Origin of the sequence: Bacillus sp. 0909A (genome assembly GCF_036765115.1) — a bacterium.
GTDB classification, from domain to species: domain Bacteria; phylum Bacillota; class Bacilli; order Bacillales; family Bacillaceae; genus Bacillus; species Bacillus mojavensis.
Map to the genome: position 1 here is coordinate 1 of NZ_JBAIZU010000001.1, position 16019 is coordinate 16019.

Annotated in this window: 11 protein-coding genes and 14 tRNA genes; 23 read left to right on the forward strand and 2 right to left on the reverse strand. The window is 45.2% G+C overall.

The window, feature by feature from the left end:
* Positions 1-14 precede the first annotated feature (14 nt).
* The 19 genes from V6D42_RS00005 (at position 15) to glgP (ending at position 9453) form a co-directional block, all read left to right on the forward strand.
* Positions 15-91 (forward strand) — tRNA-Pro (locus V6D42_RS00005).
* A 5-nt stretch (positions 92-96) separates the two neighbouring features.
* Positions 97-169, forward strand: a tRNA-Ala gene (locus V6D42_RS00010).
* 21 nt (positions 170-190) lie between these two features.
* Positions 191-267, forward strand: a tRNA-Met gene (locus tag V6D42_RS00015).
* Between the two features lie 2 nt (positions 268-269).
* Positions 270-346 (forward strand) — tRNA-Ile (locus V6D42_RS00020).
* Positions 347-352: 6 nt separating this feature from the next.
* A tRNA-Ser gene (locus V6D42_RS00025) sits at positions 353-445 on the forward strand.
* 23 nt (positions 446-468) lie between these two features.
* Positions 469-545, forward strand: a tRNA-Met gene (locus V6D42_RS00030).
* 59 nt (positions 546-604) lie between these two features.
* Positions 605-681: transfer RNA gene (locus V6D42_RS00035), tRNA-Asp, on the forward strand.
* A 12-nt stretch (positions 682-693) separates the two neighbouring features.
* Positions 694-769 (forward strand) — tRNA-Phe (locus V6D42_RS00040).
* Positions 770-788: 19 nt separating this feature from the next.
* Positions 789-864: transfer RNA gene (locus V6D42_RS00045), tRNA-His, on the forward strand.
* Positions 865-873: 9 nt separating this feature from the next.
* Positions 874-947 (forward strand) — tRNA-Gly (locus V6D42_RS00050).
* Between the two features lie 15 nt (positions 948-962).
* Positions 963-1039 (forward strand) — tRNA-Ile (locus tag V6D42_RS00055).
* Positions 1040-1056: 17 nt separating this feature from the next.
* Positions 1057-1131, forward strand: a tRNA-Asn gene (locus V6D42_RS00060).
* A 3-nt stretch (positions 1132-1134) separates the two neighbouring features.
* Positions 1135-1225 (forward strand) — tRNA-Ser (locus V6D42_RS00065).
* A 4-nt stretch (positions 1226-1229) separates the two neighbouring features.
* A tRNA-Glu gene (locus V6D42_RS00070) sits at positions 1230-1301 on the forward strand.
* A 239-nt stretch (positions 1302-1540) separates the two neighbouring features.
* The gene (gene glgB, locus V6D42_RS00075) at positions 1541-3421 is read left to right on the forward strand and encodes a 1,4-alpha-glucan branching enzyme (RefSeq protein WP_333512008.1); all 1881 of its coding nucleotides are present in this window, start codon (positions 1541-1543) and stop codon (positions 3419-3421) included.
* Positions 3421-4563, forward strand: coding sequence for a glucose-1-phosphate adenylyltransferase (locus V6D42_RS00080; protein ID WP_333512009.1), 1143 nt, complete (start codon positions 3421-3423; stop codon positions 4561-4563). The genes glgB and V6D42_RS00080 overlap by 1 nt, the downstream gene beginning before the upstream one ends.
* Positions 4564-4587: 24 nt before the next feature.
* Positions 4588-5619, forward strand: a complete 1032-nt coding sequence (gene glgD, locus V6D42_RS00085) for a glucose-1-phosphate adenylyltransferase subunit GlgD (protein WP_333512010.1) — start codon at positions 4588-4590, stop codon at positions 5617-5619.
* Positions 5616-7070 carry a glycogen synthase GlgA gene (gene glgA, locus V6D42_RS00090; protein WP_333512011.1) on the forward strand — a complete coding sequence of 485 codons (1455 nt, stop codon included), beginning with the start codon at positions 5616-5618 and terminating at the stop codon, positions 7068-7070. Before glgD ends, glgA begins: the two co-directional genes overlap by 4 nt.
* Positions 7057-9453 (forward strand): glycogen phosphorylase GlgP, encoded by a 2397-nt coding sequence (glgP, locus tag V6D42_RS00095; protein ID WP_229146391.1) that lies wholly within the window; start codon positions 7057-7059, stop codon positions 9451-9453. The genes glgA and glgP overlap by 14 nt, the downstream gene beginning before the upstream one ends.
* 30 nt (positions 9454-9483) lie before the next feature.
* On the opposite strand, the gene V6D42_RS00100 is transcribed toward glgP, so the two are convergent.
* Positions 9484-9951, reverse strand: coding sequence for a TspO/MBR family protein (locus V6D42_RS00100; protein WP_333512012.1), 468 nt, complete (start codon positions 9949-9951; stop codon positions 9484-9486).
* A gap of 164 nt (positions 9952-10115) precedes the next feature.
* A complete protein-coding gene (locus tag V6D42_RS00105; protein ID WP_333512013.1) occupies positions 10116-10835 on the reverse strand; it encodes a yteA family sporulation protein in 720 nt (239 codons plus the stop codon).
* A 291-nt stretch (positions 10836-11126) separates the two neighbouring features.
* Between V6D42_RS00105 and V6D42_RS00110 the strand changes: the two genes are divergently transcribed.
* The 4 genes from V6D42_RS00110 to menB are packed head-to-tail and all read left to right on the forward strand — an operon-like array spanning position 11127 to position 15945.
* The gene (locus tag V6D42_RS00110; protein WP_333512014.1) at positions 11127-12542 is read left to right on the forward strand and encodes an isochorismate synthase; all 1416 of its coding nucleotides are present in this window, start codon (positions 11127-11129) and stop codon (positions 12540-12542) included.
* Complete coding sequence (menD, locus tag V6D42_RS00115) at positions 12539-14281, forward strand: 2-succinyl-5-enolpyruvyl-6-hydroxy-3-cyclohexene-1-carboxylic-acid synthase (RefSeq protein ID WP_333512015.1); 1743 nt, start codon at positions 12539-12541, stop codon at positions 14279-14281. The genes V6D42_RS00110 and menD overlap by 4 nt, the downstream gene beginning before the upstream one ends.
* Positions 14269-15093 carry a 2-succinyl-6-hydroxy-2,4-cyclohexadiene-1-carboxylate synthase gene (gene menH / locus V6D42_RS00120; RefSeq protein ID WP_333512016.1) on the forward strand — a complete coding sequence of 275 codons (825 nt, stop codon included), beginning with the start codon at positions 14269-14271 and terminating at the stop codon, positions 15091-15093. The genes menD and menH overlap by 13 nt, the downstream gene beginning before the upstream one ends.
* A 33-nt stretch (positions 15094-15126) precedes the next feature.
* A complete protein-coding gene (gene menB / locus V6D42_RS00125; protein WP_010331603.1) occupies positions 15127-15945 on the forward strand; it encodes a 1,4-dihydroxy-2-naphthoyl-CoA synthase in 819 nt (272 codons plus the stop codon).
* Positions 15946-16019 lie beyond the last annotated feature (74 nt).

Genomic DNA, 16019 nt, shown 5'->3' on the forward strand with positions numbered 1-16019 from the left:
GATTTACATGAAATCGGGAAGTAGCTCAGCTTGGTAGAGCACATGGTTTGGGACCATGGGGTCGCAGGTTCGAATCCTGTCTTCCCGACCATTCTTGGGGCCTTAGCTCAGCTGGGAGAGCGCCTGCTTTGCACGCAGGAGGTCAGCGGTTCGATCCCGCTAGGCTCCACTTGGTTTCAATATATGATTTGGCGGTGTAGCTCAGCTGGCTAGAGCGTACGGTTCATACCCGTGAGGTCGGGGGTTCGATCCCCTCCGCCGCTACCAAAGGACCTTTAGCTCAGTTGGTTAGAGCAGACGGCTCATAACCGTCCGGTCGTAGGTTCGAGTCCTACAAGGTCCACCACAATACGGAGGAATACCCAAGTCTGGCTGAAGGGATCGGTCTTGAAAACCGACAGGGGTGTCAAAGCCCGCGGGGGTTCGAATCCCTCTTCCTCCGCCATATATATCTTTACATTTTATCATCGCGGGGTGGAGCAGTTCGGTAGCTCGTCGGGCTCATAACCCGAAGGTCGCAGGTTCAAATCCTGCCCCCGCAACCAAAAAAATATATCCTTTTAAATAAGGAGCGCCCGAAGGGTGCAACAATTAAAATTAAAATGGTCCGGTAGTTCAGTTGGTTAGAATGCCTGCCTGTCACGCAGGAGGTCGCGGGTTCGAGTCCCGTCCGGACCGCCATTTAAATCATAAGGCTCGGTAGCTCAGTTGGTAGAGCAACGGACTGAAAATCCGTGTGTCGGCGGTTCGATTCCGTCCCGAGCCACCATTTACAAATATATATTTTGGCGGTTGTGGCGAAGTGGTTAACGCACCAGATTGTGGCTCTGGCATTCGTGGGTTCGATTCCCATCAATCGCCCCAAATAAAATCGCGGGTGTAGTTTAGTGGTAAAACCTCAGCCTTCCAAGCTGATGTCGTGGGTTCGATTCCCATCACCCGCTCCATTTCTATATCGTCATGGGCCTGTAGCTCAGCTGGTTAGAGCGCACGCCTGATAAGCGTGAGGTCGATGGTTCGAGTCCATTCAGGCCCACCATACCATGACAATTACATTCCACAGTAGCTCAGTGGTAGAGCTATCGGCTGTTAACCGATCGGTCGCAGGTTCGAATCCTGCCTGTGGAGCCATATGGAGAAGTACTCAAGTGGCTGAAGAGGCGCCCCTGCTAAGGGTGTAGGTCGTGTAAGCGGCGCGAGGGTTCAAATCCCTCCTTCTCCGCCATGACGGCCCGTTGGTCAAGCGGTTAAGACACCGCCCTTTCACGGCGGTAACACGGGTTCGAATCCCGTACGGGTCATCCTGAAACCTTGCATATCCTGCAAGGTTTTTTTATTTTCCTAAAACGATATAATATACATCTAATTTAGTTTTTTATTTTTATATCAGATTTACAACAAAAAACTCCATATCTCTTATTTTTCTTCAGAAAATGAAGTTTTATGTCAATAAATATAAGCGCTTTCTAGAAAGGGCTTTTTTTTATTTCTCCGAATAAATAATATAAATGAAAACTATGATGTCAGAAAGGATGATTACATGGCCGCTGCCAGCCCAACAGCACATGATGTTTATCTTTTTCACGAAGGCAGTCTGTTTAAAAGCTATCAGCTGTTTGGCTCGCATTATCGCGAGCTGAATGGCCAAACCGGGTATGAGTTTTGTGTGTGGGCGCCTCATGCGTCAGAAGTTCGAGTGGCTGGGGATTTTAACAGTTGGTCAGGTGAGCTTCATGTGATGCAAAAAGTTAATGATAACGGCATTTGGACATTATTTGTTCCAGGTTTGAAAGAAAAGGAACGATATAAGTATGAAATCGTGACAAATAGCGGAAAGACTATGCTAAAGGCAGACCCGTATGCTTTTTATTCAGAAGTAAGACCGAATACGGCGTCTCTTACTTACGATCTTGCAGGGTACAGCTGGCATGATCAAAAGTGGCAAAAGAAGCAGAAAGATAAAACGATATATGAAAAGCCGGTTTTTATTTATGAACTTCACCTCGGTTCATGGAAGAAGCATTCCGATGGCACGCTTTACTCCTATGAAGAATTAGGCCAGTCTCTTATTCCTTATATCAAAGAGCAGGGGTTTACCCATATCGAGCTGCTGCCCGTTTATGAACATCCTTATGATCGCTCTTGGGGTTATCAAGCAACGGGGTATTACAGCCCGACAAGCCGATTTGGCACGCCTCATGATTTGATGAGATTTGTGGATGAATGCCATCAGGCAAACATCGGCGTCATACTTGATTGGGTCCCCGGACATTTTTGTAAAGATTCGCATGGGCTTTATATGTTTGATGGAGCGCCGCTTTACGAATATCAAGAAGAGCGTGACCGGGAGAACTGGCTGTGGGGCACCGCTAACTTTGATTTAGGAAAACCGGAAGTTCAAAGTTTTTTAATTTCTAATGCGTTGTACTGGGCGGAATTCTATCATATAGATGGTTTTAGGGTCGATGCCGTGGCCAATATGCTGTATTGGCCAAATCAGGCTGAACGCCATATGAATCCCTATGCAGTTGCATTTTTAAAGAAGCTGAATCAAACAATGCGGGAGGCATATCCGCATGTCATGATGATAGCGGAAGATTCCACCGAATGGCCTCAAGTAACAGGTTCTGTTGAGGAAGGGGGACTCGGCTTTCATTTTAAATGGAATATGGGCTGGATGAATGATGTGCTGAGATACATGGAGACGCCTTTTGAACAAAGGCGCCACTGCCATCAGCTCGTGTCTTTTTCCTTGCTTTATGCGTTTAGTGAACATTTTGTATTGCCATTTTCTCATGATGAAGTCGTGTATGGGAAAAAATCACTTCTTCATAAAATGCCTGGCGACTATTGGCAGAAATTTGCCCAATATCGGCTTTTACTCGGTTATATGACCGCTCATCCTGGGAAAAAACTCATTTTTATGGGTTCGGAATTTGCTCAATTCGATGAATGGAAAGATACAGAACAGCTTGATTGGTTTTTGAACACCTTCCCCATGCATCAGAAAGCAAGTGTTTTTACTCAAGATATTCTCCGCTTTTATCAAAAAAGCAAAATCCTTTATGAAAATGACCATCGTGCTCAATCATTTGAATGGATTGATGTCCACAATGAGGAACAATCAATTTTCTCTTTTATTCGGTACGGCACACGGCACGGTGAGGCGCTTATCATCTTATGTAATTTTACACCCTCGGTCTATCATCAATACGATGTAGGCGTTCCCTTTCTTACCCAATATATCGAAGTGTTGAACAGTGACAATGAAAAATATGGGGGCTCAGGTCAATTGAATAAAAAGCCGTTAGCGGCCAAATCTGGAGCTGTTCATCAAAAACCGTACTATATCACGATGACAATCCCCCCTTATGGCATTTCGATAATGCGGGCGGTGAAAAAAAGAGGAGAGATAAAATAATGAAAAAACAATGTGTGGCTATGCTCCTTGCCGGCGGGAAGGGCAGCCGTCTCAGCGGATTAACAAAAAATATGGCCAAACCGGCCGTATCTTTTGGGGGAAAATACAGGATTATTGATTTTACGCTCAGCAACTGCTCGAATTCAGGCATAGACACAGTAGGCATCTTAACGCAATATCAGCCGCTGGAGCTGAATTCCTATATTGGCATTGGCAGTGCATGGGACCTTGACAGGCACAATGGGGGCGTTACAGTATTGCCTCCTTATGCTGAGTCATCCGAAGTGAAATGGTATAAAGGGACGGCAAGCGCAATTTATGAAAATATCAATTACCTGAACCAGTATGATCCCGAGTATGTGTTGATCTTATCAGGTGATCACATTTATAAAATGGACTACGGCAAGATGCTTGATTTTCATATTGAAAAGAAAGCGGATGTGACCATCTCCGTGATTGAAGTGGGATGGGAAGAAGCAAGCCGGTTCGGCATCATGAAAGCAGATGAAGACGGGGTCATCACACATTTTGATGAAAAGCCTAAATTCCCAAAGAGCAATTTGGCCTCCATGGGTATTTATATTTTCAATTGGCCGCTCTTGAAGCAATATCTTGAGATGGATGACCGGAATCCGTATTCAAGCCATGACTTCGGCAAAGATATCATTCCTCTGCTTTTGGAGGAGAAGAAGAAGCTTTCCGCTTACCCGTTTAAAGGGTATTGGAAGGATGTCGGAACGGTGCAGAGCTTATGGGAGGCCAATATGGATTTGCTGAAAGACCAGTCTGAGCTGGGGCTGTTTGAACGCAATTGGAAGATTTACTCTGTCAACCCGAATCAGCCTCCGCAATTTATTTCGCCTGAGGCGCAGGTTCATGACTCACTTGTGAATGAGGGGTGTGTTGTTTATGGGAATGTGTCTCACTCCGTTCTTTTTCAAGGGGTCACCGTCGGTAAGCACGCAACGGTCAAGCGTTCAGTGATTATGCCGGATGTGACAATCGGTGAGCATGTCGTGATTGAGAATGCCATCGTGCCTAAGGGATTGGTGCTTCCTGATGGCGCAGTGATTAAATCTGAAACAGACATTCAGGAGGTGCTGCTTGTATCGGAGGAATTTGTAGAGAAAGAATTGATTTAATGACTGAAGAGGAGGCAGAATCAGTTGATCAATAATCAAATGTTAGGTGTTATAGATGAAACCACATATAAGCATTCTCTTCAGGATTTAACCGCACAGCGGTCACTTGGTGCGATTCCTTTTGCTGGCAGGTACCGTTTGATAGACTTTATGCTGTCCAATATGGTGAATGCGAATATTAGGAGTGTAGCGATTTTTCCGAAGTATCGCTACCGGTCTCTTATGGATCATCTTGGAGCCGGGAAGGAATGGGATTTGCACCGAAAAAAGGACGGTCTCTTTTTTTTCCCGTCACCGCATTTGCATGATGAGTATGATGAATTCGGTTCATTCCGCCAGTTTTCTGATCATCTCGATTACTTTCATAGAAGTACACAGCAATATGCCATCATCACCAACAGCCATACTGTATGCAACATTCAATTTCAATATGTGTTAAAAAGACATCAGGAGGTGGGCTGTGACATTACCGAGGTCTTTCAGGACGGTCAGTCGCTCCAAATCTATATCATGTCTTCTAAACTCTTGAAAGAATTGATCTACGGACATGTTGAAAAAGGATATAGAACCATTCAAGAGGTTGTTGAAAAAGAAGCCTCCGCATTGACCATTTGCCCATACGAATATTCGGGGTATGCGGCCGTTATTGATTCTGTAGAAAAGTATTATACCCATAGCATGGAGCTTATTCAGCCGCGTTTTTGGCAGCAGGTGTTTTTGCCACAGCAGCCGATTTATACAAAAGTGAAGGATGAGCCCCCAACAAAATACGGGAAGTACAACACCGTTAGAAATTCTTTAGTGGCAAACGGCTGTGTGCTTGAGGGAGAGGTCGAAAACTGCATTTTGTTCAGGGGGGTGCATGTCGGGAAAGGCACGAAGCTGAAAAATTGTATTATTATGCAAAAAACGCAGATTGGTGAGAATTGTTTGCTGGAGCAGGTGATTGCTGATAAGGATGTCAAAATCGGCAATGCGACTGAAGTCTCGGGAACGGAGGAGCAGCCGCTCGTATTAAAAAAAGGTTTGGTGCAAGGAGAGCTGATGAATTCTTGAAAGTGTTATTTGCTGTCTCAGAATGTACCCCGTTTGTAAAATCAGGAGGCTTGGCCGATGTGGCCGGCGCGCTGCCCAAAGTGCTTTCTCGTCTTGGGAACGACGTAGCGGTGATCATGCCGAAATACAGTCAAATCCCTGAGGCCTGGCAAAAACGTATGAAGAAAACAGCTGAATGTACAGTTGCTGTTGGCTGGCGTCAGCAATATTGCGGAATTGAACATTTGGCTGAAGATGGTGTGAATTATTATTTTATCGACAATAAATATTATTTTTCAAGAGACTCCCTTTACGGGCATTTTGACGACGGGGAGCGGTTTGCTTATTTTTCAAGAGCTGTGCTGGAAGCGGCAGAAGCAGTGAATTTTCAAGCTCATATCATTCATACTCATGACTGGCATACAGCTATGGTCAATTACTTGTTGAAAGAGGAATACAGCAAGCACCCCTTTTATGAGCAGATGAAAAGTGTGCTCACGATCCATAACTTGCAGTTTCAAGGTGTTTTCCCGCCTGAGGTGACACATGACTTGCTCGGGCTGGACATGAGTCATTTTCATTATGAGAGATTAGAATGCAATGGATTTGTTAATTTTATGAAAGCGGGGATTATCGCTGCTGATCATGTAACAACGGTGAGCCCGACTTATAGAAATGAAATCTTAACGCCTTATTATGGCGAGCAGCTTGAGCCAGTTTTGCAGTATAGGGAAAAGGATTTAACAGGGATCTTAAACGGTATTGACGACTCTTTCTATCAGACAGAGAGCAATCCGTATATTGAAGTGCATTACGATCCTGAACATCTTGATTTAAAGGAAGAAAATAAAACGAAGCTCCAGCAGCGGATGGGCCTTCCGGTACGAAAAGATATTCCGCTGATCAGTATGGTAACAAGGCTGACCAAACAGAAGGGGCTTGATCTTGTTAAGAGAATGATGCACGAGCTGCTGGAGGAGAGAGACATACAGCTGATTGTGCTCGGTACGGGGGAACGGGAATTTGAGGACTACTTCCGGTACATTGAATTTGCATTTCACGATAAATGCAGGGCGTATATTGGGTTTGATGAGCCACTCGCCCATCAGATTTATGCGGGCTCAGATTTGTTTTTGATGCCGTCGAAATTTGAGCCGTGCGGTCTGGGGCAGATGATTGCGCTTCAATATGGCGCTATTCCGATTGTCAGAGAAACGGGCGGTCTTTATGATACAGTCCGTTCCTACCGGGAGGAAGAGGGAACAGGCAACGGTTTTACGTTCTCAGCCTTTAATGCTCACGATCTGAAATTTACGATCGAGAGGGCGCTGTCGTTTTATCGCCAAAAGGATGTATGGAAGAGCATCATGAAAACTGCAATGAATACAGATTACAGCTGGAAACAATCAGCAAAACAATATCAGCGCATTTTCGAGCATGTGACAAGGAGTGGACGGGATGTTCTCGAGTAAAGAACGCTTTGCAGCCTTATTTTTAAAGCGTCTGGAAATGACGTGCGGGAAAAGCTTTCAAGAATCTTCCAAGCTTGATCAATATAAAACCTTAGGCAATATGATCAGAGAGTACATCAGCGCTGATTGGATTCAGACAAATGAAAGAAGCAGGTCCAATTCCGGAAAGCAGACATATTATTTGTCGATTGAATTTCTTCTCGGGCAGCTCCTTGAACAGAATTTAATGAATCTCGGTATTCGGGATGTAGTGGAAGCGGGTCTGAAAGAGATCGGCATCAGTCTAGACGAGATCCTTTATATGGAGAGCGACGCGGGGTTGGGGAATGGCGGTCTGGGGCGATTGGCTGCTTGCTTCTTAGATTCTCTGGCTTCGTTAAATTTGCCTGGGCATGGGATGGGTATTCGGTATAAGCATGGCTTATTTGAACAAAAGATTGTTGACGGGCATCAAGTTGAGCTGCCTGAGCAATGGCTGAAAAACGGAAATGTATGGGAAGTAAGAAATGCTGATCAGGCGGTTGACGTGCCGTTTTGGGGTGAGGTGCATATGACTGAAAAAAACGGCCGTCTGCATTTTCGTCATGAACAAGCAACAATCATTACCGCCGTTCCTTACGATATCCCGATCATCGGATATGATACGGGGACAGTCAACACGTTAAGACTTTGGAACGCCGAGCCTTATGCGCATTATCACGGCGGCAATATCTTGTCTTATAAACGGGAAACAGAAGCTGTATCTGAATTTTTGTACCCTGATGACACGCATGACGAGGGTAAGATATTACGGCTGAAGCAGCAGTACTTTTTAGTGTGTGCCAGTTTAAAAAGCATAGTGAACAATTATCGTAAAACGAATCAATCATTATATAGCCTGCATAAAAAAGTAAGCATTCATATTAATGACACCCATCCTGCACTTGCTGTGCCAGAGCTGATGCGGATTTTGCTTGATGAAGAGAACATGAGCTGGGAAGATGCCTGGCATATCACGGTACATACAATTTCCTATACGAATCATACGACACTGTCAGAAGCGCTTGAAAAATGGCCGATTCATTTATTTAAGCCGTTGCTCCCGCGAATGTATATGATTATTGAAGAGATTAATGAGAGGTTTTGCAGAGCGGTTTGGGAGAAGTATCCCGGTGACTGGAAAAGGATAGAGGATATGGCGATTACGGCGCACGGTGTTGTCAAAATGGCTCATCTCGCAATAGTGGGAAGCTACAGTGTCAACGGAGTTGCCAAAATTCATTCCGACATATTAAAGGAACGGGAGATGCGTAATTTTCATTTGATGTTTCCGAATCGGTTTAACAATAAAACAAATGGAATTGCCCATAGACGCTGGCTGTTAAAAGCCAACCCCGGCTTGTCCGCCATGATAACAGATGCGATAGGCAATGAATGGATAAAACATCCGGAATCCCTGATTCAACTCGAACCGTACGCTACTGACCCCGCTTTTATTGAGCAGTTCCAAAATAACAAAAGCAGAAAAAAGCAAGAGCTTGCTGATCTGATTTTTTGCACGGCCGGAGTGGCAGTGAATCCGGACAGCATATTTGACGTGCAGGTGAAACGGCTTCATGCGTATAAACGGCAGCTGCTGAATGTTCTTCATATTATGTATTTGTATAACCGCCTGAAGGAGGATTCGGGATTTTCAATTTATCCGCAAACCTTTATTTTCGGAGCAAAGGCTTCACCAAGCTATCATTACGCGAAGAAAATCATTAAACTGATTCATTCCGTTGCGGAGAAGGTAAATTATGATCCAGCGGTGAGGCAGCTGCTCAAGGTCGTTTTTTTAGAAAATTACAGGGTTTCTATGGCGGAGCAGATTTTTCCTGCATCAGATGTAAGTGAACAAATCTCGACTGCAAGCAAGGAAGCGTCCGGTACAGGAAATATGAAGTTTATGATGAATGGCGCGCTCACAATCGGGACGCATGACGGGGCGAATATTGAAATTTTGCAACGCGTCGGAGCTGATTGTGTTTACACATTTGGTTTGAAGGCGGATGACGTTCTTTCCTACCAGGAAAACGGAGGCTACAGATCAAGGGAATATTATCAGCATGACCGCAGAATCAGGCAGGTTGCCGATCAGCTGATCAACGGCTTTTTTGAAGGTGAACCTGATGAATTTGAATCCATCTATGATTCGCTGCTGCCGCATAATGACGAGTATTTTGTGTTGAAGGATTTCAGCTCATACGCGGATGCTCAGGAACGCGTTCAAGCTGATTATCAAGATCGGCGAAAATGGTCAGAGCGTTCGATCTTAAACATTGCCCATTCAGGCTATTTTTCAAGCGATCGGACGATTCATGAATATGCGAAACACATTTGGAGAATTAAGCCGATGGTGTAAAAAAGCTGCTGTTTGAGCGGCTTTTTTTGTTCAAAGATTCATTGAATAGATCGTAAAGGATAAGACTGTTGCAAAGGCACTCCATAAAAAATATGGTACAAGAAGCCAGCTTGAGGCCCTGCTGTATTCTTTTGCAATGATGATCACAACCAGCGCTGTTATGGTAACAAGCAGGCAGTCAATGGATGCGGCAAGGAGATTCTTTTGCGTAAACTGAAAATAACTGAATGCCTGATTCAGCACATAATTGATCAAAAACGCCAGCCAAAAGCTTTTCGCTTGTCTAAATGACCTTTTGGCATAAACAATGGCAGCTGAAAGAGAAATCAGTGCAAACAGGATGGCCCAGATGATGCCGATCGTTGACCCGCTTGGTGTCCAGTCTGGCTTTTTCAGTGAATGATACCAATTTTGGTCGATCGGAAATAGATAGTCTGCGGCTGAAAACAGTGCGTATGTAATGATAAAAACCACGATTGCGCCGATCATCTTTTTCATGTGTTTCCTCCGGTATGTAGTTATTTTACATGTACTTTCCCTTTATCTTGGATAGATCACCCCCCGGTATGCGGGGGATGTAGATGTTCTGAAGTTATACGGTTTGTATACTAATGCAGACATAACTTTTGAAAACATAAAAACGAACCCCCTTTCCCGGGGTATCAATCTGCATGGAGGTCGCCAAACGTCGTCATGATGCCTTCTTCATCCAGCTCTTCCTCATAACGTTCATGTGCCCTGCTTGGATACACTGTAATTTCTTTGCCTGTAATATCTGTGGCAATGAAATTCTCATATGATTCTGTATTGCCAATATTTTCTTCGGCATTCATTGTCATATCATCATAGCTGAGCGGCGGATTTTCCATGTCCTGCGGTGTTTCTGAGTTTCCGTATTTTTCAACGTCCTGGTAGGAATCTTCACTGTCATAAGGCGCTCTGATTTCTTCATCATCGTCAAATTCAAATTGACCGAAGGGTGTTTCTTCCTCAATCGGACGGTCTTTGGAAACGACATCCTGTGATGAATACTCTGCGAGCGTCGTGGCAGTCGGAAGCGCTTCAAGACGTTCATAAGGGATTTCCTTTCCGCTGACCTCACAAATCCCGTACGTGCCGTTTTCTATCGCCTTCAATGAATGCTCAATGTCCCGGAGATGCTCCCGTTCATGCAAATCAAGAGCAATGTCTTTTTCACGCTCATAAAGCTCTGTCGCCTGATCGCCTGGGTGGTTGTCATAAGCAGAAAGCTCACCCCATGAATCATACGGAAAGGCGGAATTGAGCTGAAAGTGGTCATTGTCTTTGAAGCGGTTCAATATATCTTCCTTCGTATCTTCAAGTTCCTTTTTTAAATGCTGAAGCTGTTCGTTTGTAAGCAATATAATCGCCTCGTTTCTCTGTAATGCATACCTTTAGTATGGACAGATCGCCTGAGAACTTTCATAAATCCTTTGTGGAGGAATATAGGAGATTTTCCTTATATGGTAAGCGGATACAAGCTTTGCTATCAGTGGAGAAAGAAATTTAAGGTTTGTTTCTTTTTCATTTCTGGAATTAGGTTTATAATAGGTAAGGCAGGCCATTTGGACTGCATGATCTGTGTATTTGACACAATGTAGACACAGGTGTATGGTATTAAAAGCATTTTAAGAATTATGGAGGAATGTCTCATGGTGACAACGGTGCAGCGTACGTTCCGAAAGGAAGTTCTACATGCATTATATAAAGCCAAAGAAGTCAACCATGCTGTCTTAATAAGCTATTCGAGACAAATTGAGTCTCTTGACCCTCTATCATTTTTCAATTACGGAGCAAAAAAATATACAGGCAATCGATTTTTTTGGTCAGAACCTGAAAGTGAATTGACAATAGTCGGTCTTGGCAAAGAAGCTGTTTTCCATACGAATCAAAAAAACGACGAGCGGTATCGTGAGGTTTTTGAACAATGGGAGCGCTTTAAAAAGACGGCTTTTCATATTTATGAAGAAGAAAAGCTGCAGCACTCTGCAGTGGGACCTGTTTTATTCGGAGGCTTTTCCTTCGACCCTTACGAAGAAAGCGGTACTGAATGGGACCATTTCTCGGAAGGGGATTTCTTTGTGCCTTCGCTTATGCTGACGATAACTGCTGAAGGGCCATTCCTGACAGTTAACAGATGGGTAAGCGGAGAAGATGATGCAGAAGCTGTTTTGGAAGGCTTAAAATCTTTTGCAGCGGAATTTATGATCCCTGATTTCAATCAAGAAGATCAGGCTGTGATGACAGCATCTCAGGAGCTGGATAAGTCTGATTGGCTGAAAGCAATCGAAACGGCAACAAGCCAAATTAAAGAGAAACAATATGATAAAGTGGTTCTTGCCAGAGAGCTGCTGCTCACGTTTGATGGTCCGGTCAAAATTGAACCGGTGCTTAAAACGCTTTTGACCGATCAGCAGACAAGCTATGTTTTTGCAATCGAACAAGAAGGCAAAACCTTTGTCGGCGCTTCTCCGGAAAGACTAATCAAAAGAGACGGGAATACTGTCATGTCTACTTGTCTGGCAGGTTCCATAAAGCGCGGCTCCGATGAAGAAGAAGACCGCCGCATCGGCCTTGAATTATTAAACGATGAGAAAAATCTGCTGGAGCATGATATTGTTGTAGGCATGATTCATAACGCTTTTGTATCAAGCTGTTCGGACGTTGAAAAGCCTGACGAACCTGTATTGTATAAAACGAAAAGCGTCCAGCACTTATTTACGCCGATTGTCGGGCAGCTTCGTGATTCGGCTTCGCTATTTGACTTAATAGAGAAATTGCATCCTACTCCGGCGCTTGGGGGAGCACCTCAGAAAAAAGCATTAGAAGTGATCAGAGAGATCGAACCGATGTCCCGCGGCTGGTATGCGGCTCCTGTCGGCTGGATTGACAGTCAGGATAACGGAGAATTTGCTGTTGCCATCCGTTCAGGGCTGATTGAAGGCAGCACAGCACGCCTGTTTGCCGGGTGCGGCATTGTGGAAGACTCTGAACCGCAATCGGAATACGAAGAAACACAGATGAAATTAAAGCCGATGATCTCTGCACTGGGAGGTGAGAGACGTTGACAGTGAACCCGATTACTCATTACATCGGAAGTTTTATTGATGAATTCGCCCTTTCTGGAATTACGGACGCTGTCGTTTGTCCAGGCTCAAGATCCACACCGCTGGCAATTCTTGCAGCCGCGCATCCGGATATCAACGTCCATATCCAAATTGATGAAAGATCTGCCGGGTTCTTTGCATTGGGGCTGGCAAAAGCACAGCAGCGTCCCGTGCTTCTGATTTGTACATCAGGAACGGCCGCGGCCAACTTTTATCCCGCTGTGATTGAAGCCCATTATTCAAGAGTACCGATTATAGTGTTAACTGCTGATCGGCCGCACGAGCTGCGTGAAGTAGGCGCACCGCAGGCCATTAATCAGCACTTCTTATTCGGTAACTTTGTTAAGTTTTTCACAGACTCTGCTCTTCCCGAAGAGTCGCCGCATATGCTGAGATATATCCGAACGTTGGCAGGACGTGCCACCGGGGAAGCACAAAAGCGTCCAATGGGTCCTGTGCACGTGAATGTACCGCTTCGTGAGCCGCTGATGCCTGATCTTTCTGATCAGCCGTTTGAAAGAATGAGAACTGGGCGTCATGTGTCAGTGAAAACGGGTACGCAATCGGTGGACCGGAACTCTCTGTCTGACGTGGCTGCGATGCTGAAAGAGGCCGAAAAAGGCATGATCGTCTGCGGAGAACTGCACAGTGATACTGATAAACAAAACATTGTGGAGCTGTCAAAAGCGCTGCATTATCCAATTTTAGCTGACCCGCTGTCTAACCTGCGAAACGGCGTCCATGATAAAAGCACCGTTATTGATGCGTATGACTCATTTTTAAAAGATGATGAGCTGAAGTCAGCACTTCGGCCTGATGTCGTGATCCGTTTCGGACCGATGCCTGTTTCAAAGCCGGTTTTCTTGTGGCTGAAGGATGACCCGGCCATTCAGCAGATTGTAATTGATGAGGATGGCGGCTGGAGAGACCCGACACAGGCAAGCGCACATATGATTCACTGCAGCCCGTCTAGTTTTGCCGCGGTGATCATGGCTGAACATATTGGAGTGGATCGAACTTCTGAATGGCTGGAAAAATGGCAGATTGTGAACCAGCGTTTCCGTGAGCATTTGCAAACGGTCAGCAATAAAGAGGTTTCATTTGAGGGCAACCTATACCGAATCCTCCAGCATCTTGTGCCCGAAAATAGCTCGCTGTTTGTCGGAAACAGCATGCCAATCAGGGATGTTGATACGTTTTTCGAAAATCAGGACCGCAATTTCCGTATCTATTCAAACCGTGGCGCAAATGGGATTGATGGTGTCGTCTCTTCTGCCATGGGTGTTTGTGAAGGAACAAAAGCGCCTGTGACACTCGTGATCGGGGATTTGTCTTTTTATCATGATTTAAACGGGCTGCTGGCGGCTAAAAAATTGGACATTCCGCTTACTGTGATCCTCGTAAACAATGACGGCGGAGGGATTTTTTCATTTTTGCCGCAAGCATCTGAAAAGACACACTTTGAAGATTTGTTCGGCACGCCGACCGGGCTCGATTTCAAGCATGCTGCTGAGCTTTACGGAGGCACGTATTCATGCCCGGCTTCGTGGGATGAATTTAGAGCATCATATGCACCGCAAGCTGACAAGCCCGGCCTTCACATTATAGAAATCAAAACGGATCGCCAATCAAGAGTTCAGCTTCATCGTAATATGCTGAATGAGGCTGTGCGGGAAGTGAAAAAACAATGGGAACTGTAAACATAACTGTTGCAGACGGCGTCCGATATGCTGTGACAGACGATCGGCCCAATGCTTCTGATGCCGTCGTCTGTCTGCACGGGTTTACCGGCAGCAAAGAATCCTGGGCCTTTCTCGACCAGTTGCTGCCTGATTCTCGTGTCATCAAAATTGATTGCTTAGGGCACGGAGAAAGTGATGCCCCGCTGAATGGAAAAAGATATAGCACGAGCCGGCAAGTTTCAGACCTTGCCGAGATATTTGATCATTTAAAACTTCACAAAGTGAAACTTATTGGTTATTCTATGGGTGGAAGGCTTGCTTATTCCTTTGCCATGACATACCCTGAACGGATATCAGCGCTTGTGCTCGAAAGCACGACGCCCGGCCTTAAAACCCTCGGGGAACGGAAAGAACGAATCTTGCGGGATCGGAAGCTTGCGGATTTTATTTTGCGTGATGGAATCAAAGCCTTTGTGGACTATTGGGAAGGCATCCCTTTGTTTTCGACGCAGCAGCGGCTTGCTGAAGACGTTCGGCAAAGGATACGATCGGGCCGTCTGAGAAACAATGACATTGGGCTGGCCAACAGTTTAATCGGTATGGGCACCGGTTCACAGCCCTCCTGGTGGAGCCGGTTAAAAGAGGTTGCGGCGCCTGTGCTTCTCATCTGCGGAGAATGGGACGAAAAGTTTTGCGCCATTAATCAAGAGGTGCATAAGAAGCTTCCATCTAGTAGAATAGAGATTGTTCCTAAAGCAGGCCATACAGTGCATGTGGAACAGCCGCATTTTTTTGGTAAAATAGTGAGTGAGTTTTTAACAAATGTATAACTCGGTACATGGAAAAATAGAGGAGGTCATATCATGGCTGTAGAATGGAAAACTGAACGTACATACGATGAAATATTGTATGAAACGTATAATGGTATTGCAAAAATAACAATCAACCGCCCTGAGGTACATAACGCCTTTACACCTAAAACGGTTGCTGAAATGATTGATGCATTTGCTCGCGCGAGAGATGATCAAAACATCGGCGTAATCGTGCTTGCCGGTGCCGGAGACAAAGCGTTTTGTTCTGGCGGAGACCAGAAAGTGCGCGGACACGGCGGTTATGTAGGCGACGATCAAATTCCGCGTTTAAACGTACTGGATCTTCAGCGTTTAATTCGTGTCATTCCGAAACCTGTTGTTGCGATGGTATCCGGATATGCGATTGGCGGAGGACACGTGCTTCACATCGTATGTGACTTGACAATCGCTGCCGACAATGCGATTTTCGGACAAACCGGCCCTAAAGTGGGAAGCTTTGACGCAGGTTACGGTTCAGGCTACCTGGCTCGCATCGTAGGACATAAAAAAGCCCGTGAAATCTGGTACCTTTGCCGTCAGTACAACGCGCAAGAAGCGCTGGATATGGGACTTGTCAACACAGTTGTTCCTTTGGAACAGCTTGAAGAAGAAACGATTAAATGGTGTGAAGAAATGCTTGAGAAAAGCCCGACCGCACTTCGTTTTCTTAAAGCTGCGTTTAACGCGGACACAGACGGACTTGCTGGAATTCAGCAGTTTGCAGGGGATGCAACCCTTCTTTACTACACTACTGATGAAGCGAAAGAAGGCCGTGATTCCTTTAAGGAGAAACGCAAACCAGATTTCGGCCAATTCCCGCGTTTTCCGTGATCAGCAGATACGTATGAAACCAACAGCTTGAGCCATTGCGGTCCAAGCTGTTTTCTCTTTTAAATCAAGTAATT

Bases quoted from the DNA above. Each gene is read 5' to 3' on its own strand.
- glgB (WP_333512008.1), top strand. From the start codon at position 1,541: ATGGCCGCTGCCAGCCCAACAGCACATGATGTTTATCTTTTTCACGAA.
- V6D42_RS00080 (WP_333512009.1), top strand. From the start codon at position 3,421: ATGAAAAAACAATGTGTGGCTATGCTCCTTGCCGGCGGGAAGGGCAGC.
- glgP (WP_229146391.1), top strand. From the start codon at position 7,057: ATGTTCTCGAGTAAAGAACGCTTTGCAGCCTTATTTTTAAAGCGTCTG.
- V6D42_RS00100 (WP_333512012.1), bottom strand. From the start codon at position 9,951: ATGAAAAAGATGATCGGCGCAATCGTGGTTTTTATCATTACATACGCA.
- V6D42_RS00110 (WP_333512014.1), top strand. From the start codon at position 11,127: ATGGTGACAACGGTGCAGCGTACGTTCCGAAAGGAAGTTCTACATGCA.
- menH (WP_333512016.1), top strand. From the start codon at position 14,269: ATGGGAACTGTAAACATAACTGTTGCAGACGGCGTCCGATATGCTGTG.
- menB (WP_010331603.1), top strand. From the start codon at position 15,127: ATGGCTGTAGAATGGAAAACTGAACGTACATACGATGAAATATTGTAT.